General features: G+C 62.2%; 23 protein-coding genes. 9 read left to right on the forward strand and 14 right to left on the reverse strand.

Annotated features, from left to right (window positions below):
- Positions 1 to 12 precede the first annotated feature (12 nt).
- Both B3P22_RS16885 and B3P22_RS16890 read right to left on the reverse strand, forming a co-directional pair.
- Entirely contained in the window at positions 13 to 1,920 is a 1,908-nt protein-coding gene (locus B3P22_RS16885) for a patatin-like phospholipase family protein (RefSeq protein WP_296271785.1), read from the reverse strand.
- A 190-nt stretch (positions 1,921 to 2,110) separates the two neighbouring features.
- Positions 2,111 to 2,641 carry a thioredoxin family protein gene (locus B3P22_RS16890; RefSeq protein ID WP_296271786.1) on the reverse strand — a complete coding sequence of 177 codons (531 nt, stop codon included), beginning with the start codon at positions 2,639 to 2,641 and terminating at the stop codon, positions 2,111 to 2,113.
- Between the two features lie 414 nt (positions 2,642 to 3,055).
- Between B3P22_RS16890 and B3P22_RS16895 the strand changes: the two genes are divergently transcribed.
- The 4 genes from B3P22_RS16895 to B3P22_RS16910 all read left to right on the forward strand — a co-directional run bounded on the left by B3P22_RS16895 (position 3,056) and on the right by B3P22_RS16910 (position 6,033).
- Positions 3,056 to 3,862: a TIGR04255 family protein gene (locus tag B3P22_RS16895; protein ID WP_296271787.1), complete on the forward strand. Its 807-nt coding sequence runs from the start codon at positions 3,056 to 3,058 to the stop codon at positions 3,860 to 3,862.
- An 11-nt stretch (positions 3,863 to 3,873) separates the two neighbouring features.
- On the forward strand, positions 3,874 to 4,599 hold the full coding sequence (locus B3P22_RS16900; RefSeq protein WP_296271788.1) for a Cro/Cl family transcriptional regulator: 726 nt from the start codon (positions 3,874 to 3,876) through the stop codon (positions 4,597 to 4,599).
- Positions 4,600 to 4,615: 16 nt separating this feature from the next.
- Positions 4,616 to 5,491: a hypothetical protein gene (locus B3P22_RS16905; protein ID WP_296271789.1), complete on the forward strand. Its 876-nt coding sequence runs from the start codon at positions 4,616 to 4,618 to the stop codon at positions 5,489 to 5,491.
- Between the two features lie 353 nt (positions 5,492 to 5,844).
- Positions 5,845 to 6,033 (forward strand): hypothetical protein, encoded by a 189-nt coding sequence (locus B3P22_RS16910; protein WP_296271790.1) that lies wholly within the window; start codon positions 5,845 to 5,847, stop codon positions 6,031 to 6,033.
- Positions 6,034 to 6,691: 658 nt separating this feature from the next.
- On the opposite strand, the gene B3P22_RS16915 is transcribed toward B3P22_RS16910, so the two are convergent.
- Positions 6,692 to 7,456 carry an AraC family transcriptional regulator gene (locus B3P22_RS16915; RefSeq protein ID WP_296271791.1) on the reverse strand — a complete coding sequence of 255 codons (765 nt, stop codon included), beginning with the start codon at positions 7,454 to 7,456 and terminating at the stop codon, positions 6,692 to 6,694.
- Between the two features lie 305 nt (positions 7,457 to 7,761).
- Here B3P22_RS16915 and B3P22_RS16920 point away from each other — a divergent pair, with 305 nt between their 5' ends.
- Positions 7,762 to 9,441, forward strand: coding sequence for a 2-isopropylmalate synthase (locus B3P22_RS16920; protein ID WP_296271831.1), 1,680 nt, complete (start codon positions 7,762 to 7,764; stop codon positions 9,439 to 9,441).
- A gap of 208 nt (positions 9,442 to 9,649) precedes the next feature.
- On the opposite strand, the gene tcyN is transcribed toward B3P22_RS16920, so the two are convergent.
- From tcyN to B3P22_RS16940, 4 genes are all read right to left on the reverse strand, one after another.
- The gene (gene tcyN, locus B3P22_RS16925; RefSeq protein WP_296271792.1) at positions 9,650 to 10,405 is read right to left on the reverse strand and encodes an L-cystine ABC transporter ATP-binding protein TcyN; all 756 of its coding nucleotides are present in this window, start codon (positions 10,403 to 10,405) and stop codon (positions 9,650 to 9,652) included.
- Complete coding sequence (gene tcyL / locus B3P22_RS16930; RefSeq protein WP_275545273.1) at positions 10,405 to 11,073, reverse strand: cystine ABC transporter permease; 669 nt, start codon at positions 11,071 to 11,073, stop codon at positions 10,405 to 10,407. Before tcyL ends, tcyN begins: the two co-directional genes overlap by 1 nt.
- The gene (gene tcyJ, locus B3P22_RS16935) at positions 11,070 to 11,867 is read right to left on the reverse strand and encodes a cystine ABC transporter substrate-binding protein (RefSeq protein ID WP_197859106.1); all 798 of its coding nucleotides are present in this window, start codon (positions 11,865 to 11,867) and stop codon (positions 11,070 to 11,072) included. Before tcyJ ends, tcyL begins: the two co-directional genes overlap by 4 nt.
- A 78-nt stretch (positions 11,868 to 11,945) precedes the next feature.
- Positions 11,946 to 12,941: a D-cysteine desulfhydrase gene (locus B3P22_RS16940; protein WP_296271793.1), complete on the reverse strand. Its 996-nt coding sequence runs from the start codon at positions 12,939 to 12,941 to the stop codon at positions 11,946 to 11,948.
- 223 nt (positions 12,942 to 13,164) lie between these two features.
- Here B3P22_RS16940 and B3P22_RS16945 point away from each other — a divergent pair, with 223 nt between their 5' ends.
- Positions 13,165 to 13,947, forward strand: a complete 783-nt coding sequence (locus tag B3P22_RS16945; RefSeq protein WP_296271794.1) for a MetQ/NlpA family ABC transporter substrate-binding protein — start codon at positions 13,165 to 13,167, stop codon at positions 13,945 to 13,947.
- 137 nt (positions 13,948 to 14,084) lie between these two features.
- Here the strand turns inward: B3P22_RS16945 and B3P22_RS16950 are convergent, their stop codons facing one another.
- Entirely contained in the window at positions 14,085 to 14,507 is a 423-nt protein-coding gene (locus B3P22_RS16950; RefSeq protein ID WP_275545270.1) for a hypothetical protein, read from the reverse strand.
- 365 nt (positions 14,508 to 14,872) lie between these two features.
- Here B3P22_RS16950 and B3P22_RS16955 point away from each other — a divergent pair, with 365 nt between their 5' ends.
- Positions 14,873 to 16,027 (forward strand): GGDEF domain-containing protein, encoded by a 1,155-nt coding sequence (locus B3P22_RS16955; RefSeq protein ID WP_296271795.1) that lies wholly within the window; start codon positions 14,873 to 14,875, stop codon positions 16,025 to 16,027.
- Positions 16,028 to 16,115: 88 nt separating this feature from the next.
- On the opposite strand, the gene B3P22_RS16960 is transcribed toward B3P22_RS16955, so the two are convergent.
- Complete coding sequence (locus B3P22_RS16960; protein WP_296271796.1) at positions 16,116 to 16,646, reverse strand: ATP-dependent zinc protease; 531 nt, start codon at positions 16,644 to 16,646, stop codon at positions 16,116 to 16,118.
- A gap of 249 nt (positions 16,647 to 16,895) precedes the next feature.
- Here B3P22_RS16960 and pdxY point away from each other — a divergent pair, with 249 nt between their 5' ends.
- Together pdxY and B3P22_RS16970 are read left to right on the forward strand one after the other, a co-directional pair.
- Positions 16,896 to 17,768 (forward strand): pyridoxal kinase PdxY, encoded by an 873-nt coding sequence (pdxY, locus tag B3P22_RS16965; RefSeq protein ID WP_296271797.1) that lies wholly within the window; start codon positions 16,896 to 16,898, stop codon positions 17,766 to 17,768.
- A gap of 146 nt (positions 17,769 to 17,914) precedes the next feature.
- Positions 17,915 to 18,220, forward strand: a complete 306-nt coding sequence (locus tag B3P22_RS16970; RefSeq protein WP_296271798.1) for a hypothetical protein — start codon at positions 17,915 to 17,917, stop codon at positions 18,218 to 18,220.
- Positions 18,221 to 18,224: 4 nt separating this feature from the next.
- Here B3P22_RS16970 and B3P22_RS16975 read toward each other — a convergent pair whose 3' ends face one another.
- The 5 genes from B3P22_RS16975 to B3P22_RS16995 are packed head-to-tail and all read right to left on the reverse strand — an operon-like array spanning position 18,225 to position 23,343.
- On the reverse strand, positions 18,225 to 19,190 hold the full coding sequence (locus B3P22_RS16975) for a Csu type fimbrial protein (RefSeq protein WP_296271799.1): 966 nt from the start codon (positions 19,188 to 19,190) through the stop codon (positions 18,225 to 18,227).
- Entirely contained in the window at positions 19,187 to 21,499 is a 2,313-nt protein-coding gene (locus B3P22_RS16980) for a fimbria/pilus outer membrane usher protein (protein ID WP_296271800.1), read from the reverse strand. Before B3P22_RS16980 ends, B3P22_RS16975 begins: the two co-directional genes overlap by 4 nt.
- Positions 21,500 to 21,509: 10 nt before the next feature.
- Positions 21,510 to 22,268: a fimbrial biogenesis chaperone gene (locus B3P22_RS16985; RefSeq protein ID WP_197859115.1), complete on the reverse strand. Its 759-nt coding sequence runs from the start codon at positions 22,266 to 22,268 to the stop codon at positions 21,510 to 21,512.
- A 3-nt stretch (positions 22,269 to 22,271) separates the two neighbouring features.
- Positions 22,272 to 22,838, reverse strand: coding sequence for a Csu type fimbrial protein (locus B3P22_RS16990; protein ID WP_296271801.1), 567 nt, complete (start codon positions 22,836 to 22,838; stop codon positions 22,272 to 22,274).
- A 4-nt stretch (positions 22,839 to 22,842) separates the two neighbouring features.
- Positions 22,843 to 23,343 carry a Csu type fimbrial protein gene (locus B3P22_RS16995; RefSeq protein WP_296271802.1) on the reverse strand — a complete coding sequence of 167 codons (501 nt, stop codon included), beginning with the start codon at positions 23,341 to 23,343 and terminating at the stop codon, positions 22,843 to 22,845.
- Between the last annotated feature and the right edge of the window lie 6 nt (positions 23,344 to 23,349).

A 23,349-nucleotide genomic window follows, 5' to 3' on the forward strand; every position in this document is an offset into this window, starting at 1 on the left:
AGCGGCCAGACCCTAGATGCGTGGCCGCAGTTTCAGTTCGGGGGTGGGCTTGGGCGCATCCTTGGCAGGGTGGCTGTCGGGGTGCTGCTCGATCATCTGGGCGATCGCCCGCAACTGCTCGAGCATGGCCTTGGCCAGCCCGGCCTGGGTGCGATACAGGCCGGTGTCCGGGTCCTTTTCCAGGTCGTTGAGGCCCTTGAAGGGGTAGCTGAAACGCCTGGCTTCGGGTGTGAAGAAGCGTTGGTAGTCATGCTCGCTGCCGTGCAGCTCACGGCAGGCACGTTCCAGGCTCTGCAACTGTTCGGCGACGCTGGCCAGTTGCAGGCGCAAGCGGATGATCTGGTGGTTTTCCCAGTTCATCGACGAGGCTTTTGCGCCGGGCTGCCAGCACGCCGGATTGCCGAAGCGCAGCACGAATTGCTGGCCGGCTTCGCGGCCGTAACCGGTCAGGCGCTCGATGCGTTCGGCAGGCATGGTCAGGTTGAGGCCGCCTTCCTCGCGGGTCAGCTGAATCAGGCCGATACGGTCGCGAAAGCCTGGCATCAGCGACAGGGTCTCGTGGTTCCAGTCCTTGGCCACGTTGCTGAGCTGGGCCAGAAAGCCGCGCAGCGCCGGCAGGCCGCTCTGCGGGAAGCGCCGCCAATAGGCGAGCCGCGCATCGCCATTGTTGCGCGGGAAGCGCACGCGCTGTTCGTCCGAGCCGTCGGTCGGGCCGAGATCCAGGCCGAAGGTCGGGCGCCGGGGCAGGGCGGCGTCGAAGAAGTGAATAGGGAAGTTGGAGCTGATACCGCCATCGGTGAACCAGCAGCGCTCGAGTTTCTTCTCGCGCTTGCGGTAGTCCACGGCATGCAGAGGCACGGCGCTCAGCAGCAGCGGGAAACTCAGGCTCATGCGCACCGCGACGATCACCGGCAGATCGTCCGGCAGGGGCATACGCAGATAGCCGTCGTTGCGTTCATCATTTCCGGGGCGTTGGCGCGCGCTCATCCAGGCCACTACGCGGCGCGGGAACAGGCGGGCGAACTCCTCCTCGCGGAAATGGAACTGGTTGTTCTCACGTACCTGATCGTCATCGCGAAAGGGCAGACGGAAAGGGCGCGCCATGCTCAGGCAGGTGGTCATGACCTGCAGATCGATGCCGTGCGCGCGCAGGTCGCCGAAGGTCAGCGGCCGCTCGCATTCAATCGCCCCAGCGTGCTGCGCGCAAAAGGCCTGCTGCCCGCTGAGCCGATCGAAATAGTGGGTCAGCCAGTTGGTCAGGGCTTCCTCCGGGGCCTCGTCATCGGCGTCAGGCAGGCCGGTGCAAATGCCGAAACCATTCTTCGGCAGCTCGCGCAGCGCGGGCAGCAGCAGGCGGCAGGCAGCCGCGAACACGCCGCCAAGCGCGGCGAACAACAGCACCCAGAACCAGACCAATAAATTGCCGCTGGTGATGGCGCTGCTCCACAAAGGCCCACCCGCGACGAGTGCACCAATCAGTGCGGCGAGCTTGTGCCGCATCAGCATTACCTTGAGTGGCGCCAGCACGCGCGCCCGCGGCCCCTTGCCCTTGGCTTCGAGCGTGGCGATGAAGGTGTCGAACAGCGTTCGCAGCGCCGGAATGGGCTTGAACAAGGCCAGCAGCTTGGTGCCATGGCCGTCTGCCGCGGGTGTGCAGAGATGTTCGGGCAAACGTTCGATTTCGGCGAAGCCGGCCGGGTCGCTGCTCAACTGCCCGCTCTGGAAACGCTGGCGACCAAGTTCGGCGGCGGCAGCTGCCGCGGCGGCGATGGCCCCGGCACTGGTGCCACCGATGCTGCGCAGACGAAATGCCTTGGCGATCTCGGTAATGGCCAGCGGATAGACGATGCCGCTGGTGATGCCGCCTTTCATGATCAGGTCGCATTCCCTGGCGAATACCGCCTGGCGCGAATCGTTCATCTACTGCTCCTTGTCGTCATGCCGAACGCAGGCGCGGGCATGATAACGCGGCTTTGCTGTCGTTTTGCTAGCAGGTTGCGGCGCTTCGGTAAAACGACGGTTCAGCGTTCGCCGGAGCTGGCGAGCTGTAAGGGGAGCAGAGGCGGACGTGCGGGATCTGGTTGGAGCCCAGTTGGTTACCAGCGAGTCTTCAACTGTTCTGGCCGGCACGCTTGCGCTCGTGTTGCTCCATCACATCGAGCAGGTCCTGGAGCGTATCGTCCATATGGTCGCCGGCCCTGTAACGCGACATTGCCTGGCCTGTGCTGTCGTTCACCACGGCTCTGGGGCGCTCGACAAATGTTCCGACCAGGTCGAAGGCCTCGTCCAGTATGGCGACCACTGGAACCAGAATGCGCTCTAGCTCCAGCGCATCCCGCAGATCATTCTCGGCACGCCCCTTGGAGACGATTGCCAGTTCGATATTCGGCTGTGCTTGGCACATGAAATCCATCACCGCCAGGTTGATATGGCAGTCCGGGCACCAGATCTCCGCCGCGACCAGCAGATGATACTTACCCTTGAGCTGGCCGAGCCTTTCCAGCGTCGATGCTGCAAAAGTGCCTGGCCTGCGAGCCTTCTGCGCAAAGCTGGTGGCCGATGCTTTCTCGCCCTCCAGCCCTTCACTTACGAAAGCGCTGAACTGCTTGCCTGTTGCAACGATGTCCTTGTAGCGGGTCATGATCTTTCTGCCAGCGTCAAAGCAGTTGATGGTAGTAGAGAGTGATTGCAGGGGCACGTGCTGCAGTGTCGGTTGCCAGTGGGGGGAAGCAGCTTTGGTGGGGCAGCTTTCGGCCAGGAGCAGACATCCGAGAGCATCTCCTCCTCCGGTATCGGGCATCTCGGTTCGTGCGAGCCAGAGTCGCACTATGCGAGCAGTAGCTTTTAGTTTCTTGTCCACCATTTACGGGACAGACCACTAGACCCGCCCAGCCCGGCGAAGCACCATTGTGGATCAGCACCGCAAACCACTCACTGGACTCTCCAGTGCAACTACAAGATCACCCACAGCCAGATCACAGAGCATCGAGCCATTTGCGTCCTTGTAAAGCCAAGTGTAAAGTGTCAACCACAGTGTCAAGCACAGGGGCGACCAATGGGACAGAAACTAAAAAATGCACCGGTCTTTTTTACGATCGGACAGGTGCAGCACAATCCTTTGCTTTCGCTCGGCAGCTACATCCCGCAGATTCAAGAGCGCATGCGGCTGGCTGGCTATCCAGGCTTTGAGCAATCGACCCAAGTACGTGTTGCCATCAAGGCCGCACCCGAGAACCCCGAGGAGAATGGGCTCGCACCTTCCCTTCAGAAGCATGACAGCTACGTCTTTACGGATCTGGACGGCGTCAACACCTTCATCCTTCAGGCCAATTCCATTTCATTTCAAACCACAGCCTACGACTGCTTTGAGGCGTTCTACGAGCGGTTCGAGCAAGGGTTAGGCCTACTGAATGACGTGGTTGGAGGACTGAGCTTTGTCGAGCGCCTGGGGCTGCGCTATGCGGATGCAGTAGCCCCAAAAGAGACAGAGGAGCTGAGTCAGTATCTGGCTCCTCACCTGCTTGGCCTTCCAGCCATCATGGAGGACTCGAGCTTTAATTACTCATTCGCTGAATCTCAGCTTCTTTCCGAGGACGGAGATCAAGTGATTGCTCGTGCCGTCATTCAGAACGGGCGCCTTGGTGTTCCGCCAGATATCGGTCGAGATACGCTTAAACTTCAGTCACGATTTGAGGAGATCAGCGGCCCCCACGCCACGCTCGACACTGACGGCTTCCGCGTCGAGCGTCGCCCCTATGAGATTTCAGATGTGCGCTCCAGAATGAGCGTCCTGCACGAGCTGATCGCCAGATGCTTTAAGGCATCGGTAACCGATTATGCTCGCGAAAGCTGGAATCAATGAAGGGGGCATCCATGCGCATAACTCACTCGGCCGGCGCGAATTCGCGACTGGCCAGCGGCCTGTACACAGCCCAGCGGCTAGAGCAGACGCAAATCGACACCCAAGAGCGCGCCAATTCGAAGCGCACCGCTCGGCAGAGCGTGACCGCTAACAACTCGAGCCTCATCCGCAGCTGTGGCGGGGTTGTTCTCGCTCTACTGGTGGGGACTGGCGGAGCCATGACGGCAGATTTTGTGGCTGCACGCGAAAGCAGAGGGTATCGCCTGCCGGCCATCCAATATGCAGAGCGCCGAATAAGCCCCGTCACTCAAGTTGCCAAGGCTCCCTCGGCGTCGGAAAAACTGGCTTACGTGCGCGATTCGCTTAAGGCCCCAGTAACCGACCTGGCTGCAGTCTTCGGAGTGTCTCGCCAGGCGATTTACAACTGGCAGGCAGGAGAGGCTATTTCCGCCCAGAACGAAGAGCTGCTTCAGCAGTTAGTGGATGCAACCAGCATTCTGCAGCGCGAAGGCATCACTAGCAGTAGCGCCATCAAAAGGAAGCTACCAGGGGGGATGACTCTCCTGGAGATGCTTAGGAGCGGGGAGCCTGGCGAATCTGCAGCCAGGAGTCTCGCTTCCATGATTCAGAAGGAGAGCAGGCAGCGCGAAAGCATTGCCAGACGACTAGAGCGGCGATCGCGCACAGCGATTGATCTGACTAGCGCAGGCACTCCTCATCTTGACGAACGAGCATAGAGGATGAGGTAGCAGTATGGGCAGCTGGAGCAGAGAAACTCCCTGGAGGCAGGGGCATCTTCTTCAAGCGGAAACCATTCGCGAGCTTGAGCTTGCGACCGACCTCCCGCCAGAAAAAGTTGCAGCAGTCGTCGCCACGCACGACTGCGATCTCGCCCAACTACCCAGTGGCGGAGAGCCAGTGGTGGAGGTGATTCTAGGCGTGATCCTAGATGGCGAGCCTAACGGCAGTTACACCAACTGCAAGAACCTTCGCCGACTGCACGTAGGCTACACAGCAACCAGCACAGCTATCTACGTCGAGCTTGATGCCAGCAAGCGCATTTTCATCCCCAAAGAAAACCTCAAAAACCCAAACCACGCACTCTGCGCACACCGACCCGCCAGCGAAAGCACAATGACGAGGAAAGAGCATGGAATTTTCCAGCGCTGGCTGACCGCCCGATATCGCCGATCAGCCTTTCCAGACGAGTTTGATCGCCGCCTGAAAGAAGAAACCAAGATCACCGAAAAACTTGCAAAGACATTTCGGGAGAGCGGAGCTCACATTGTTGCCGTTTTCTTCGACGTGGACTCAGGCATAGAGCAAGCCAGGCAAGGCCCAGATGACCCGTACGAGCTAGTAATCACGCTGCTATACGCAACCGACAGCGACCCCGACGCAGCCGAGGCAGCCGCCGAGTCAGCCAAAAAGACCATCCAGAGAGCATTTAATAAGCACTGCCAGATAAGGAGAGGCGAAGGAATTCACTGGCAGTGGATCGAGCTAATTGACGTCGAAGTCGTAGCTGACGAGGCACTGACGTACGCTCAATCACAGCTACTGAGCAAATGGCAGGCCGACCACATCAGCCTCCGCACCACACCAGAACAGCCAATGCTGGAAAATTGACCCAGCGAAGGCCATGGGGGCGAGAGGAAGGGTAAATAGCTGAAAAACTTGAAATTCCTGCGCACAGGCTGTTGACATCAAGCATAGCTCGTGGGAATATGCGATTTGCTGTGAAATCGTTACTAGCAGCAAAAAGCCCACAACCCGTGCTTTACCAGGGTTATGAGCTCTAAGTCGTGCATCGAAGGTTTTGCAGAACCCTAGAGCACTTTTAACTAAACCAACCTTGGAGGTCAGGTTTTTTCATTCGCGGTGAAAGATTGTACGGATAATAATTATCCGTAGCAAGCCTGCTTGACCAACGGTCTTAAGACCAAGGTGCCTCCGAGGTCTCTTTTTGGAGAGATTCTCTTATGAGTACCATGATTTGCAGACCTTTCATCACCCTTCGCAACGGGCGTCGTTTGTTTGCCCATGAGGTAGGTAAAACTGCCTTCTGCTTTGAGGTTGATGAAGTGAAGCCAGCCAAGCCCCAAGGACCTGTCCAAGGGCAACTGGAACTGGATGACGATAGTGAAGCGAGCGAAAGCTCTCTGCATTGACCTATCCAGGGTTTCATAAAGCGTCTGTACGCTACCGGAGGGGGCCCTGCCCCCTCCACCTATTCAGGCCTCGGATTTCACAATAGCAGGGCAAACGAAATTTGCACCGGCAGTGAAATCACAAGCCATTTCTCGAAAGCGAGCACAGCTCATGTGCGCTGACCAGTAGCCCACTCAGCTTCAAATCTGGCGCGAAGCTTGGCCTCATTGGCCTGGCAGACCTCCGCCATGCGCTGGGATTCGGGAATTTGGCAACGCGATGTTGGTGTGAAGTACTTGGACCAGGCCCCTTCCTTCCTCCATTGTTCTGTTGCAGCTTTCGCGTGCTCTGCCGCATGTCTACGATCTATTTCCGCCTGACGACGTGCAGCCTCCCGCCGGGCTGAGATTTCTGCGGGAGAAAGTTCGCGAGGCGCTGGTGATTGAGGAGCGAGGTTGTACTGCAGCGGTTGCTCAATGCGGGATAAAGAGCGCTCGAGTCTGTACTAGGCTCTGAATTGCCCCGGCTTTCCTAGAGACTTTTAAGCCTCAAGATGCTCTCCCGATGGCTGTGAGATCGTTCTCTTTTTCGCCAGCTCGTAGCTGCAGAGAAGGGCCGCTTTTGGCCGAAAGCAGCCTCTGACGCTTATCGCTATCAACCAGGGGCAACCCGCCCAGCTCATTTATAAAAGCTTGAAGGCGCAATGCCGAACTGCCGTCGGAACGCTGCGGCGAAGGCGCTCTGGCTCTCGTAGCCATGCTGCAGGGCGACTTGCAGCACTGGCTGGCCTTCGGCCAGGGCTTCCAGCGAGAGCAGCAGGCGCGCCTGTTGGCGCCAGCGGCCGAAGGTGATGCCGGTGCTGCCGAGAAAACGTCGGTGAAAGGTTTTCGGACTCATGGCCAGGCTATCTGCCCAATGTTCGGCGCCGTCGGTCTGCGCCGGGTTTTGCGCCAGGGCCTGGCAGACCCGGGAGATGCGTTCGTCATTCGGCCAGGGCAGGTGGAAGGGCAGCACCGGCAGGCTGCGCAGTTCGTCCAGGAGAAAACGCATCAGGCGGCCGTCTCGGCTATCCGCACTGTACTGCGCCGGCACCTGGGTGGCCGCCAGGATGAGTTCGCGCAGCAGTGGCGATACATCGATCACGCAGTTGTCTGTGGGCAACCCCTCGATGGCGTCGGGGTTGACGAACAAACTGCGCATGCGTGCAGCGCCGCGTATGCGCAACGCGTGCTCGACGCCTGCCTGCACCCACACGCCACGGGTGGGCGGTATGACCCAGCGGCCGGCCGGCGTCTCCACCACCAGCACTCCGGAAATGGCGTAGATCAATTGCGCGCGCGGGTGGCTGTGGGCGGGCACCTGATGACCGCTGGGGTAGTCGACCGAGACGCCGGTGACCGGCATTGCCAGAGATTCATAGGGCAGGTGGCTGTGGTCGACCATGGGCGTATCCAGATGTGCGGGTTGGCCAGCTTAGCTGCGGTAGTGACCATTTGGCGACAACGACGGACCATTTGTCGTGCGTGGTCGGTTTTCTGCCTGCCTATGCTGGGCCCCTGTCTGACCGGAACGGCGCCATGAACCTTCTGCTGCCCTTGCTAACGCTACTCGTCCTGAGCTTCGGCCGGGGTCTGTCGCCGCATGTGTGGCGCCGACTTGCGATCTCCCCCAGATCCCGGCCTTGAACAGCCCGCCAGAGCGGGCAGGGGAGATCGGCATTGTCCGCTCTCCCGTTCGAGGTTCGCCCCATGCTGCGCAATCCGCAAACCAAGTACCGTGCTTTTCCCTCCATAGACCTGCCCAATCGCCGCTGGCCTTCGCGTCAGATCACCCAGGCCCCGGTGTGGCTGTCCACCGACCTGCGTGATGGTAACCAGGCGCTGTTCGAGCCAATGAACCGAGAGCGCAAGTTGCGCCTGTTCGGCGAGCTGGTGCGCCTCGGTTTCAAGGAAATCGAGGTCGGTTTCCCGGCCGCCTCGCGCACCGACTTCGAGATCATCCGCCAACTCATCGATGACGGTGGTATTCCCGGTGACGTCACGCCGATGGTCATGACCCAGCTGCGCAAGGACCTGATCGAGGAGACCGTACGAGCCGTGGCCGGCGCACGGCGGGTGATCGTGCACCTGTACAACGCCATCGCACCGGTGTGGCGGCGGGTGGTGTTCGGCCTGTCGGTGGACGAAGTGGAGCAGCTGGTGGTGCGCCACGTGCAATTGCTCAAGGAAAAGGTGGCGGCGCACCCGCAGACGGAGTGGGTGCTGCAGTACTCCCCGGAGACCTTCTGCATGGCCGAGCTGGAGGTGTCGCTGCGCATGTGCAACGCCGCCATTCGCACCTGGGATGCCGGCCCCGGCCGGCCGATCATCATCAACCTGCCGACTACGGTGGAAGTGGCGACGCCGAACTTGTTCGTCGACCAGATCGAATGGATGCACGAGCGCCTGGAGCGCCGTGAGCATGTGGTGCTCTCGGTTCATCCGCACAACGACCGCGGCACCGGTGTGGCCTGTGCCGAGCAGGCGCTGCTGGCCGGCGCCCAGCGGGTGGAGGGCTGCCTGTTCGGCAATGGTGAGCGCAGCGGCAACCTCGACTTGGTCACTCTCGCACTGAATCTCTATACCCACGGCGTCGATCCGCGCCTCGATTTTTCCGATATTGCTGGCGTGGCTCGGGTAGCCGAGATGTGCACCGGGCTGCCGATACACCCGCGCCATCCCTACGTCGGCGATCTGGTGTTCACCGCCTTTTCCGGCTCGCATCAGGATGCCATCGCCAAAGGGTTCGCGGCGCAGGACCCGGAGGGGTTCTGGGAGGTGCCTTACCTGCCAATCGACCCGCAAGACCTGGGGCGCACCTACGACAGTATCGTGCGGGTCAACAGCCAGTCGGGCAAAGGCGGCATCGCCTACCTGCTGCAGCGCGACCACGGCGTGTCGATGCCGCGGCGGATGCAGGTCGAGTTCAGCGCCATCGTGCAGAAAATGGCCGACAGCAGCGAAACCGAACTGGCGAGCACCGAGCTCTGGGCACTGTTCCAGCGTCACTACCTGGCGCCCGCGCGCCCAGGAGGCGAACTGGTCTATCTCGGTCACCAGCTGTTCGAGGACGATGCCGGCCAGGGTGTGATGCTGGAGATCGAGCTGCCCAACGGTCGCCGACGGCAGTTGCAGGGCATCGGTAACGGTCCTATCGACGCCGCCGTCTCTGCACTCGGTCTGCCCATCCGCGTCGACAGCTACGAGGAGCGCAGCATGGGCGGCGGTGCCTCCGCCAATGCTCTGGCACTGGTCGAGGTGGCCTGGCCGGGCGTGGCCGGCTCGCGCTTCGGTGCCGGCAGCCACGCGAACATCGTCGTCGCCTCGATCCAGGCTTTGCTGGTCGCGGTGTCGCGTTTCGATGACGGTCTGGTGCAGTTGCTCGAGTGAGATCGCGTCTGTCGCCTCCAAGGCCTGGACTGCTGGCGTAGAGCGACCTGCTCTGCATCTGCCTCACCCGATGCGCCTAGCGGCCGTAAGCATTATCCGGTGGAGGGCTTTCGGCTTGGGCATCCTGCTTCGCTCTACGTCCTGCATCCCCGCAGTGGTAACTGCGACAGGCGCTCGGCGCTGAAGCCACTTGCATGCCCGCGATGGGCTACAGCGCCTGGCCGAGCAAAAACTTGCTGAGAAACTGTCGCGTGCGTTCGTGCTGCGGTGCGGTGAGCAGGACCTTGGCCGGGCCCTGTTCGACGATGTGCCCCTGGTCGATGAAGATCGCCCGATCCGCCACATCACGGGCGAAGGCCATTTCGTGGGTGACGATGACCATGGTGCGCTTTTCCTCGGCCAGATCACGGATGGTGGTCAGCACTTCGCCTACCAGCTCAGGGTCGAGAGCCGAGGTGGGTTCGTCGAAGAGAATCACCTGAGGGCGCATGGCCAGAGCGCGGGCGATGGCCACGCGCTGCTGCTGGCCGCCGGAGAGACGCTTGGGGTAGGCGTCCTCCTTGCCGCTGAGGCCCACCTTGGCGAACAGCGCGCGGGCATGAGCGAGTGCCTCGTCACGCGGCTCCTTCTTCACCTGCACCGGGCCTTCGATGACGTTTTCCAGCGCCGTGCGATGGGGGAAGAGGTTGAAGTTCTGGAACACGAAGCCGGCCTGCTGGCGCAGTTGGCGGATCAGTTTCTGCTGACCCTTGAGCGGCTTATCCGCATCGATATGGATATCGCCCACGGTGATCTGCCCGCTGCTGGGCTCTTCCAGCAGGTTGAGGCAGCGCAGCAGGGTGGTCTTGCCCGAGCCACTGGGACCGATGATGGCGACGACTTCGCCGGCGGCGACGTCCAGGTCGATGCCCTGGAGTACCTCATTGGTGCCGAAGGCTTTTCGCAAATTGCGCACGGATATCATCAGTCGTCCTGCTCGTGCCGGTTGACCCTGGCCTCCAGGCGCGCCTGGAAGTGCGCAAGGATGCTGGCCAGCGCCCAGTAGATCAGCGCGGCTGCCAGGTACATGGTGAAGATCTCGAAGGTGCGCGCGGTGATCAACTGCGCCTGACGGAACAGTTCCGGCACCTGGATGGTGGCGGCCAGGGCGGTGTCCTTGACTAGCGAAATGAAGCTGTTGCCCAACGGCGGCAGGGCGGTGCGCGCCGCCTGCGGCAGGATGGCCCGGTACAGCGTCTGCGCCTTGCTCATGCCGATGCTGGCGGCAGCTTCCCACTGGCCACGATCGATGGAGGCGATCGCGGCGCGGAGAATCTCCGAGGTGTAGGCGGCCATGTTCAGCGAGAAGCCGATCAGTGCGGCCGGTAGCGGGTCGAGCTGGATACCCAGTTGCGGCAGGCCGTAGTAGATCAGAAACAGCTGCACCAGCAGTGGTGTGCCGCGGAAGAAGGACACGTACAACCGTGTAAGCCAGCGCAGCGGCGCTGGTCCGTACAGGCGTCCGATAGCGAGGGCGAAGCCCAGCAGCAGGCCGAAGAACATGCCGCCCAGGCTGAGTATGACCGTGAAATAGGCGCCCTTGAGCAGAAAGGGCGCGGACTCCAGAGCCAGCTGCAGGGCGGATTCGATCATCGGGTGACGTCAGCCTTGAACCATTTCTCGGACAGTTGCTTGAGGGTGCCGTCGGCGCTCAGCTTGGCCAGGGCCTCGTCGATGGCGGCGAGCAGTTCGGGGTTGCCCTTGCGCAGGGCGATGCCGGCTTCCAGGCGAGAGAAGGCATCGCCGGCCACGGCCAGGCGACCACCGGTTTTCTCGACCATCTCGAAGGCGGCCAGGCGATCCACCAGGATTACGTCGATGCGGCCGACATTGAGGTCCTGGAACTTGGTCGGATCGTCGTCGTAGGTGCGGATGTCGGCCTGCGGCACGTTTTCCTTCAACCACTGCTCGTAGTTGGTGCCCAGGCCCACGCCGACTTTCTTGCCGGCCAGGTCCTGCGCGCTCTTGATGCTGTCGCCATCGGCCTTGCGGGTCAGCGCCTGGATGCCGGAGACAGTGTAGGGGGTGGAGAAATCGTATTTCTGCTTGCGCTCGTCGGAGATGGTCACCTGGTTGATCACCACGTCCAGGCGCTTGGATTCCAGCGCGGCGAGGATGCCGTCCCACTTGGTCGGCTGGAACTCGGCCTTGACCCCCATTTCCTTGGCCAGCGCTTCGGCCAGTTCCACCTCGAAGCCGGTCAGCTTGCCGTTGGCGTCCTGGTAGTTGAAGGGCGGGTAAGTGCCCTCCAGGCCGACCTTGATGGCGCCACGGGCCTTTATGTCATCGAGCAGGTCCGCAGCGAAGCTCGGCGCGCTGAGGCTGGCACCGAGCACCAGGGCCAGGCTGCCGAAAAGGAAATGGCGACGCAGAGTTGAGACGTTCATGGTGACCTCGTGCAGGAAGAAGATTGCGCCACTCTAGGCGGAAATTTTTATGCCGCTAAATAATTAAAAGTTACTCATTTATTCGTTTTTCTTGTAGGCGAACAGGGCAGGTGAGCCACCCGTATGCAGAAACAGCAGCGGCCCGTTGCCGGGGAAGGCGCCTCGTTCGAGCCCGTCGAGCAATCCGGCGAAGGCTTTGCCAGTGTAGACCGGGTCGAGCAGTATCGCTTCCAGGCTGGCCAGCAGGCGGATGGCCTGCAGAGCACCAGCATTGGCTTCGCCGTAGCGTGGCGCGAAATAGGCGTCCCACAGCTCCAGGTTCAATCCGTGTGGCACGTCTACACCCAGCAGTTCAGCCGTGCGCTGCAGTAGACCTTCGACCTTGGGCTTTTGTGCCGCCTCGCTGCGCGAAACGGTGACGCCGATCACGCGCGTGCCCGGGCGTGCCGCCTCCAGCGCCAGGGCCAGCCCGGCGTGGGTGCCGGCGCTGCCGGAGGCCAGCACCACGGCGGCGAAATCCTGGCCGCTGGCGGCGATCTGTTCGGCCAGCTCAAGCCCACCGCGCACATAGCCGAGCGCGCCCAGGGCATTGGAACCTCCTATGGGCACTGGGTACGGTCGTCGTCCGGCAGCGCGCAGCCGTTGGCAGGCGGCCTCCAGTAACTGGTCGGCATCATCCAGGTTGGCGACGTTTTCCACTTCGGCGCCGAACAGATCCAGCAGCAGGCGGTTGCCGTTCTGCAGATAGTCGGTGCTGTGGCTGTCGATGGGATTTTCCAGCAGCGCCAGGCAGCCGAGGCCCAGTTGCGCGGCTACGGCCGCAGTCTGGCGCACATGGTTGGACTGGATAGCGCCGGCGGTGACCAGCACGTCGGCGCCCTTGGCCTGCGCATCGGCGGCGAGGTATTCCAGCTTGCGCGCCTTGTTGCCACCCAGCGCCAGCGGCGTGAGGTCGTCGCGCTTGATCCAGACCTCCCTGCCCAGATGCTGGGACAATCGCGGCAGATGTTGCAGAACGGTGGCTTGGGGAATCAGCGGCAGGCGAGGGAAGTGGGCGAGGGCGGCGGTAAGCATGGAGCCTCCTGAGAGAGAAGGCCATCTACTCTCGGTCGCAGAGAGGATGGCTCACAAGCAAAAACAGATTTTGATTTCGGATATAAGAAAATAACTAATAAGTATTTTGTGGAATAAATATTTCTTCATACTGTCGCGCTCAGCCCGCCATATCCGTTGGGCATCTGCCAAGCGCGCCGGCCTGTCGATCCAGCCGGCGCCATGAACCGAGAACAAGGACATCATGAAAAAGACCCTGTTGTTGACTGCCCTGACCGCTGCTCTGACTGCCTCCCTGGCCCACGCCGGCGAGAAACTGAGCGTAGCCGCCACGCCGGTACCGCACGCTGAAATCCTCGAACTGATCAAGCCCGAGCTGGCCAAGCAGGGCGTGGATCTGGAGATCAAGGTCTTTACCGACTACGTACAACCCAACCTGCAGGTCAGCCAGAAGAACCTGGATGCCAACTACTTCCAGACCAAACCGTACCTGGACAGCTTCAACGCCCAGCGCGGTACCGAGCTGGTGATCGTGCAGGGCGTACACGTCGAACCCTTCGGCGCGTACTCGACCAAGTACAAGTCGCTCGATGAACTGCCGAATGGTGCCACCATCGCCATTCCCAACGACGTCAGCACCACTGGCCGTGCTCTGCTGCTGTTGCAGAAAGCCGGTTTGCTGAGCCTCAAGGATCCCAATAGCGCGCAATCGTTGCCGCGTGACATCGTCGATAACCCGCGCAACTTCAAGTTCCGCGAGCTGGAGGCAGCCACCGTGCCGCGCGTGCTGAATCAGGTCGACCTGGCCCTGATCAACACCAACTACGCGCTGGAAGCCAAGCTCAATCCCAAGCGCGATGCGCTGGCGATCGAAGGCAGCGACTCGCCTTACGTCAATTACCTGGTGGCCCGCCCGGATAATCAGAACAGCGAGGCGATCAAGAAGCTGTCTGCTGCCCTGACCGGTCCGCAGGTGAAGGCGTTCATCGAGAAACGTTACGAAGGTGCGGTGTTGCCAGCCTTCTGAATCGATCCACCTGGTGGCTCTTGCTGTGTCGCTGCTGCCCACCGTGGAACGTCGTAATGAACCTGTGCCAACGGGTTTGCGTTGACGCCGAGCTGGCCTGACCGGCTCGGCGTTCTTTTATGAGCGCCAGGCCGCGCTCACAGGCTGAAATAGTTGCTGCAGGCACCGCGAATATTGTCGTGATAGTCGAAGCGCTGGACGATCTTGTTCTGGTCGATGTCCATCATCACCGAGCAGCTGTAATGGCGGGTGCGCGTCGAATATTCGTTGTAGCGGTACCAGCCGCCTGGGCCGGGGGTGACGTAACTGGCCGAAAGTTCTTCCCAGCTCCGATTCCAGTTATCGAACCACAGGTATTGCTGGCGGCCGTCGCCGAGGTCCTTGATGACGTGCGGGTCACCATACTGGGCGATGGCCTCCGAGGCTGGCTTGCCGGGCCAGGAGTTCTTCGCCATCAGACCGGGGATGTTGGGGATGGCCCGCTCCATGGGGCTACCGACGCAACCGGCGAGAATCAGGCCGGTAAGCAGTGGCAAAATCTGAAGAGCCTTGCTCGACATGGAACCTCCTTGTACTCGATTGAGCTGTGAGTGAAGCCCTGACACTCGCGCAGCCGAAACCGAAAGCAGAACCGCAGCGAACCGGGCAAGCAGCGATAATGGGCCGAATTTGTCGTCATGTGGCCCTGGCCCGACAAACTGCACTGTGGGCTGACGATGCCGACTGGCGGGCAGGACAAACCTGATCCACCGTCGGGTACTTCGCGAACGACTGGAAGGCAGATTGCCTTGGCTGACGCTATGCGCCACGTTTCACAGGCTTGAATAGCCAAGCCAGAATACATTCTGGAATGCTGAGGGAAGTGAGGGCGCGATATGGGCGCCGATCCATCGGCCTGTTGCTACCTCTCACTTTGCGCGAATCCATGGTCACTACCGTCATCCTCGGCATGCTTTGCGTGCACCTGCTGTGCTTTTCCGTGATGTTCCTGCTGATCAGCAGGCGGCTGAACGGCAAGACAATGGGCATGGAAGTCTTTGCGCTGGGCAACCTTCTGCTCGGGCTCGCCTATATCCTGCAGTTGCTCGACGGCCCACCGGACTGGGGGCCGATGAGCCTGGTCAACCATACGCTGACGCTTGGCGCTCCTGTCGCCTACGTTCTGGGTGCGATGCGCTTTTTCGATCGCCCGACGCCGGTGTTGCGGCCGCTGATCATACTGCTGGTCGTCTATAGCCTGGTACAGGTTCTGGTGCAGTGGCTGCTCGGTTCCGCAGCACGCCATGCGCTGCTGGCCGGCCTCTGCGCGTTGCTCTTTCTGGCCATGACGGCAGCCGTTCTCTACGGAAGACGAAGCTTTGCCAGGGACCTGCGTGTCGAGATGGTGGTGTTCGCGGTGCTGATCGGTGGGGTCGGCGTGCTCAATGCCGTTAAGTTCGCGATGATCGTCAATGGCGGAATGGCGGCGCTGGACATGAACAGCGGCTTCCAGAAGGTTTTCTATATCTACATGTCGTTCCTGGCGACCGTGTTGCCACCCTGTGCGGTGTGGCTGGTGCTGCGCCGGCTGACCGATGAACTGCGCCGCCTGGCGGCTCACGACCCGCTGACCTGCTTGCTCAACCGGCGTGGGCTGCTGGACGCCCTGGACGCGCAATTTCGCCTACGCATGACCGGCCCGGCGTACCTGCTGATCATCGATATCGATCACTTCAAGCAGATCAATGACAGCCACGGCCACAAGGTCGGCGACCTGGTTCTGTGTCATATCGCCGACGTGCTTACCTGCAGCGCCCGCCAGGGCGATCTGATCTGTCGCCTGGGCGGAGAGGAGTTCGTGGTCATCGCGCTGGAGACGGATGAGACTGGCGTCGTGCAACTGGCGGAGCGCATGCGCGCCGCGATCGAGCAGAGCGAGGTGCCGGGTGCCAGCCAGGGGCACGTGATCCGCTGCACGGCAACCATCGGCGTATCGGATCGTTTCAACGCTGCGCAAGCGTTCGACCAGGCCTTGCAGCGCGCTGATGCGGCGCTGTACCGGGGCAAAACGGCGGGGCGCAATCGGGTCGAGCGGGCGTAGACGGCCGAGGCGTGACGGTCGGCCAGGCCGGGCTTTTACGTCTCAGCCCCGGGCTCCGGTGCGCCTGGCGTGTCGGCAGGCCGCGCGTTCAGTTCTTCGTCGGCCGCTTGGCGCACCGTGGTTCTAGGGTAAAGGTCTGCGACGCATCCACCGCGCCCAGATGCTCCAGGGTGCGGCGCCCGATCAGCACGGGGTAGATCATCTTGTCGCGGTCGTTGAGCGAGAACTGCTCGTCGTAGACCTGATCGCCAATGCACATCTGCATCGACACCACGGGGCGTCGCTCGGCGCCGCCGGCCCCGCGCACCTTGATATTGCGCTCGACCTGACGTTCGAAGGGAATATTCACCGACTTGCCGGTGTCGCTGTCCTTGAGCTGGACCTTGAAACGCACCCACTTCTCGCCATCGCGCTCGAAACGTTCGAGGTCCCTGGCGTCCATGGACGAGGTGAGGGCGCCGGTATCCAGCTTCATCTTCACCGATACCCGTTCGGGCAGCAGCAGGCCTTCTTCCACCCAACCCAGAATCCTGGGCTTGTCGGCAGCCGTTGCAGCGAAGGGAGCGGCCAGAAGTACGAGGATGATGGCGGCGATACGTTGAACGACCGAAAGGGTCATGGCGAGGACCTCTGGCAAATGGGCAGGAGTGTTTCGCCGCGCGCCATCGAGTCGTTGAAGCGCAAGAATGGCGGCAACGGTTCACCATCATTCAGGCAAGCTGATCGCGGCTTCGTTCGGCTGATACCTGCGAGGCTGGCCGCGCAAATCGCTCAGACGTTCCCGGCGAGCACTCTGGCGCGGGCGTGACAGGTTCGTACGGCTTGGCGAATAATCCATGCCTTACCCGTCCAGCAGCCAGAGACCGCCATGAGCGCCACGCTTCCGCCCCTCGTCCTGTCCATTCAGTCGCATGTCGCCTGGGGCCACGTCGGCAACGCCGCCGCGGTATTTCCCTTGCAGCGCCTCGGCTTCGAGGTGCTACCGATTCACACCGTGCAGTTCTCCAACCACACCGGCTATGGCCAGTTCCGCGGCCAGGTGTTCGGCGCGGAGCACGTGCGCGAAGTGTTGCTCGGATTGCGTGAGCGTGGCGTGCTGCCGCGGCTGTCGGCCGTGCTTTCCGGTTACCTGGGCGATGCCGATACAGGGCGGGTGATTCTCGAGGCGGTGGGCGAGATTCGCCAGCACAACCCGGCAGTGCGTTACCTGTGCGACCCGGTGATGGGCGACGTCGGGCGCGGCCTGTTCGTCAATCCGGCGATTCCCGACTTCCTGCGTGACCAGGCGATTCCCTTCGCCAACATCATCACGCCCAACCAGTTCGAGTTCGAACTGCTCACCGGCTCGAAACCGGCCAATCTGCAGGAGGCGGTAAAGATCGCCAGGCAGTTGCGGGGTCGCGGGCCGGACGTGGTGATCGTGACCAGCCTGGCGACGCCGGACATCGCTGACAGCGAACTCGGTACGCTGGCGGTGAACGGTGAGGGCGCCTGGCTGGTGACCACGCCGCGCCTGGCACTGCACCCCTTGCCCAACGGCATGGGCGATGTGTTCTCGGCTACGCTGCTCGGTCGGCTGCTGGCTGGCCAGGCGCTACCGCAAGCACTGGAATTGGCGACGGCCACGCTCTACGCCCTGGTCGGGCATACCGAAGATGGCGCCCGCGACCTGCCGCTGGTGACCGCGCAGGAGCAGATCGTGGCGCCGGCCAGGCGTTTCGTCGCGCAAACTCTGGGGTGAATCGCGTTCGTCGGAACAGAGGTGATTTCAATGTGATATCACCGTATTCTTGCCACCTGCGGTCCCCAGTCGAACCGGTGACCGCGTCTACGGATGGATATTGACCTTCAACCTCAGCAGGCCATCTTCACCGTAGACCCCTTGTCATGCCGTTTACTCGAATTCTTGCCTACTGCCTGGCGGGCGTGCTGTGCGCGGCTGCCAATCCCTCACTCGCTGAACAGATCAGCGGGCAGTTGCATATCAGCCTGACCATTCTCAAACGCTGCGAGATCGTTGCTCGAAGCGATGCGGCGAGCGTGTATCTGAGCGGCCATAGCTGCGAGCACTCGGCCTATCAGGTGCGCGATGACCAGGGACGTGCCCTGGCGTTGAGCCAGGACGGTCAGACGGCCTCGCTGCCCGTGAAGTCCATCGAGCAGGAAGGCTCGACGCTGGTGGTCTACTGGTGACGCCTCAATAGTTGATGATCAGCAGAACGTTGTCCGTGTACACCCCCACCGGGGCATTGGGCTGTCCAGGGTCGAGAATCGCCTGGTAGGTGAAAGTCTGCGAATTGCCCGTGCCGCTGGCCGTAAGTGGCGAGGCGGGGTTCCAGATCAGGCTGCTGGCGTTGTGGTAGAGGTTGTAGCGGATGTAATTGCTGCCGCTGCGCAATCGTCGCCAAGGCGCCTGATAGTTCTGGCCGTTGTCGAAGGTCAGCGTGTAGCCCTCGGTGGCGGTGCAGGTGACGGCGAAGGTGCGCTGCTGTGTGCTGAACTGGCTGATCAGCGCCTGGGCGCCGAAGTCCACGTTGGGCAACGTGTCGATGCGGCAGGCCTTGCTGACCACCAGTGTGATGGTCAGGGTCGCGAGCGAGCCGGTGCCCCAATTGGTGGGAGCGCCACAGATCAGCAGCGGGCAACTCTGCGTCACTCCGGGGCTGCGGCTCCAGTTGCAGAGATTGATGAGTCCGATGGTGCAAATCGCCCAATCCCAACGCAGAGTAACGGTCGCAGTGTAGGTGCCCGCCGGCACGTTCGGGCCTGGGTTGGTGCGGAAGTACAGGCCGATGGCGCTGGAGCTGCCGCCAAGGGCCAGAAGGTTGATTGCGCCAAGCTGCTGTGGCTGACCTGCAACCAGAGCCTGGTTGTAACCGGAGTCCTGATAAACCTGAAAGGGAACCTGGTTGCCCTGACCGTCCCGCAGGACCAGGCTGCCGGCATTTTGCAGAGTGACCCTGACATAAGCGGCAGTCAGCAACTGAAGTACCCCAGGGCAGGACAGGCCTGCCCCGGCCGCGGCGAATTGTGGGTTGGTGCGCAGGCTCAGGGAGTTGGTGGTGCCCAGGTTGACCGAGGCCCCGTAGGTGTTGCAGGCATGCGTGGTGGTACTGGCCAGGGCGCTGCACAGCAACAGGGCGAAGGCCACCCAGCGGATCATGGCTGGTCCTCCCGTTGCAGGCAGGCGAGGGGGCCGATCACCGCCATCTCCACAGCGCTGTCGTCCAGCGAGAAGCGGCTGCTGCAGCGGCTACCATCGGCCAGGCTCACCTCGAGCTGGTTCTCCCTGGACAGTCCTTCGAAGTACAACTGGCCATCCCAGCCGATGTAGGTGCGTTGGCCGCTGGGTTTATGCAATACCTGGGTGCCGCGTGGCAGCGGTTGCCCCAGGCTGTCGACCAGCTGGATGCTGGCCGACAGGCTCATCTCCATGGGGAAGGCGAGCAGAGCGCCGCTGCCCTGGTGCACGGCGATGCGTTTCTGCGTCTCGGCAAGTTGCAGGTTGCTCGGCAGCTCCAGCAGGTCGACTTCGTATTGGCCGGGGTAGTAGGACGGCACCCAGGGCACCAGCAGGTAGCCAGCCGAATCGGTGCGGCCGAGCAGTTGATGCTCGTAGCGTACCGGCACCTCCGAGTAACCCTCGGTACTGACCAGGACGAAGGCGTCGTCGATGCGGTTGCTGGCGAACATCTGTCCTTGCATGGCCACCAGCGAGCCGCTGACACCGCCCCAGTGGGTGGTGATTCCATCGTTCTGGTAGGCACCGGCCTGCACCTGGGCGTGCTGGGTGCGCCAGGTCAGGTCAGCCTGGCGATATTCGCTCTCGCCGCCGGCATAGCCCAGGTTCCAACCCAGGCCTCCGTCGCTGGGGGCGTTGCGGCTGTAGTTGGCGCGCACGCGCTGGTTGCCATTGCTGTCGCGTTCGACGCCGGTGGTGAAGGTCGAACGGAGGTCGAACGGGATGACCAGTTGCGCCTGGACGGCGTGCGAGCCGTCGTCCAGCTGGCGATTGAACGACAGATAAAAGCTGGCATTGCCCCACAGGCTGCGCGACCAGGACAGATTGAGCAGGCGCGTGCGCCGCCCGCTGTGCTCCTCGCTGGCGAAGTAGCCCACGCCGAACGAGCCGAGATCTTCGGGACTGAAGCTGAAAGTCAACTGGTCGAGGATCTTGCTCAGCGGGCCGCCGGACAGGTCGCTGTCCAACGCCTGGGCGACGCTCAGGTCGGCGTAGTCCGAGGTGCGCTGGATACGCTGCGCGGTGATGCCGAAGCGGCGCGCATAGTAGCTGTAGCCCAGGCTGTATTGCTGGACATTGCCGATACCACTGCTCTGGCTCACCGAGCCGGTCACGGTCCCCATGAGGCCGAGTCCCAGCGTCGTACCGACTCCGGCCTGCTTCAGGCCCGCGCCACCTTCGGCGTGGCCTTCCAGGGTCAGGCTGTCGGTGAGCCCGTAGCGCGCGCTGCCGCTGCCCACCAAGCTGCCGTAGGCGAAGTCTTCCTCACCATAGTTCTGGCGCAATTTGCCCAGCGACAGGGAAAAGTCCGAGAGCCCCTGGCGCAGCAGGGTATCGGTCACGTAGAACGGGACCGTGGTCGACACCTGGCGTCCCAGCACATCGGTGGTCACTAGCGTCGCAGTGCCCGAACCGCTGATATAGGGCACCGTATTCAGGGTGAAGGGGCCGGGGCGCAGGTCCTGCTGGCCAATGCGCGCGTCGTCGATGAAAAGGTCCACGGTGCTGGGCACCGCGGCGTCGCCGTCGAAGCGCGGCAGGGGATAGGTGATCAGGTCCGGGCGCAACGAGAAGTTGCGAGACACCTGCAGCCCGCCCATGCGCACCGCGCTGTTCCAGGTCAGCGCCCCGCTGATCAGGTCGCCACCGCTGAAGCTGAGCATGCGCTGCTGGTCGTTGAACCGCCAGGTGGTGTCGTAGCGGGTGTAGCCGTCGCGGTAGCCCGGCTCGGAAAAGCTGTGACGATAGACCCCGGTATTGGAGATCGTGCCGAAGCCGTCGAATACCCGCTGTTCAAGCCAGGTATTGGCGTAGTGGCCGGCGTTCTCGGTGTGGTTGTAGTAGAGGTCGTAATTGAACAGCGCGCCGAAGGCACTTTGCGCCTGCATGGGCTCGTTCAGGCTGGTGGGGCCGAAACGCTGATGGGGCAACCATTCGCTGGGCAGGGTGAGCAGCAGGCGCTGATTGTCCTGCTGGTATTCGCTTTCGAGGGCGTCGATGCTGTCCAGGGCGACCCAGGGGTTGGTCTGCTCCGGCAGGCGCACGCCAGCGGCAAGCAGGTCGTCGCGCTGGGCAAAGAGCCGGCCTTGGTACTCTCTCACTTCCACCACCTTGCCACTGGACAGTTCATTGATGATCAACTCCAGGTAGAGCGGTTGAGCTTGGGCGAACTGCTCCTGATCATTGCCATGAGCCGGCTGGCCCGACAGCACGGCGGCCAGTAGCCACAACGCCAGCGACTTATTCAGAGTCCAGCGTCTGCGCTTGCCGGCTTTCGTTGATTCGCGCCTGCACACGACCACCCCGTACACCTGCTGGCAACGGCCAGCGCATCTGTGCGTCAGGCAGCACGTAGCCGAGCAAACCTTCGGCCAGTGGCTGGCGGCCGCTGTCGCGCAGCAAGTCGACCTGGGACAGGCGGGCCGGGGCGGGGCCGATATTGCGCAGGTAGAGGAAGGCACCGTCGCTGTCAGCGACGACTCGGTAGCGTAAATCGGGGGCCAGTGGCTGGCCCTGGCCGGGCGTCTCTCGCGCACCGTCATCCAGGTAGGCCCCAGGGCCCACCACGAAAAGCGGCACCGAGTAGCGCATCTGGAATTGCACGCCCATCTGTGACGGGCGCGATTGCGGTGGCAGCATTTCGTCTACCAGCACTCGATAGGTGCGTAGAGTCCCGGCGCTCGGAGGCTCCAGGTTGACCAGTCGCACCAGTTGCCGCTTGCCCGGTTGCAGTGTGGCCATGGGTGGGCTGCCGACGACCTGCTTTTGCGCTGTCAGACGATCTTCGAAACCCTCCTGTTCCCAGGCCAGCACCCGAACCTGCAAGTCCACCGGCTCCTGGCCACGGTTTTCCAACCAGAGCGCGGCTGATTTCTGACGATCGGCCTCGATCAGAGGATTGATTGGCCATATCAGGATGGAGCTGGCGGCCTGCAAGGCCAGGCTCGCCAGGCTCAGGGGGAGAGCCAGGCAGCAGGCGAAGAGGGTCGATGTCCTCATGGGTCAATAACTCACTGTCACGGTGATGGTGTCGGTGTAGATGCCGGCCGACGGCATCGGGCTGACGCTGAACAGGCGTGCGTAGACCGTGAAGGTCTGGGTGGCGCCGCCGGCGGGAAAGTTGATGCTCATGCGCGTACCGCCGTTGCTGCCGTTGCCCCAGATGACGCTGCGCGCGGCGTCCTGGTACAGCTGGTAGCGCAGGCGTTCGGCACCGCGTGCCAGGTATCGCCCGCCCCCGACGCTGCTGGCGTTGAGGCCGGCGTTGAGCGACAGGATGACGGCTGTACCGGGGGAGACTGCAGCACGATGGAGCCGTTGCCCGGTGTGCTGGCGGTATCCAGATTGGCGGGTAGGGTGCTGATCTGGCCGAACGATATGTTGCCGAAGGTGGTGGCGTCGCTGCCGCCGGTCCCCAGCAGGCAGCCCGGTACGATTTCGGCTCGTAGCTGGAAGCTCTGGCTGACGATCTGGTCGTTGACGCCCGTGTCGCCGTGGGCGGGTAGGGTGGGCATGACCCAGGTAGTCAGGCAGAGCAGGCCGGAGATGCCAAGTGATCGGACTCGGCACGGCATCACCAACTCACCGTGATGGTCAGGGTGTCACTGTAGCTGCCGGGCGGTGGAGCGCTCTGCGCCGGCACGCGCGCGTAAACCGGCAGCCACTGGTCCTGGCCGTTGCCTACCGCGCTGACGCCTGTGCTGTCGTCCCAGATGGTGGTGTAGTCGGCGCTGGTGTAGAGGTTGTAGGTGAGCACGGCCGAACCCGGTCCGGTCATCTGCCGATTGTTGGTAGTGCCGCTGTGTCCGGCATTGATCAGCACACGGTAGGGAATGTTCTGCTGGCAGTTGACACGCAGGGCACCGGCTCCAGGCTGGCCTACGCGAGTGATCAGGTTATCGAGTCTGACATGGGTGCCAAAATCCAGTGTGCCGAAGCTGAGCCCCGAGCCACTGCTGCTTCCTGCCTGGCAGGCGGGTAGTACCTCGACGTTCAGGCCGATGGTAGCGGTCTTGTCGACCGCGTGCAGAAGGGGCGGAGCCAGCACTAGAAGAAGGGCGAGCAGGCGCTGCATGACGTG

Source organism: Pseudomonas sp. UBA6323 (genome assembly GCF_002439135.1).
Lineage (GTDB): Bacteria > Pseudomonadota > Gammaproteobacteria > Pseudomonadales > Pseudomonadaceae > Aquipseudomonas.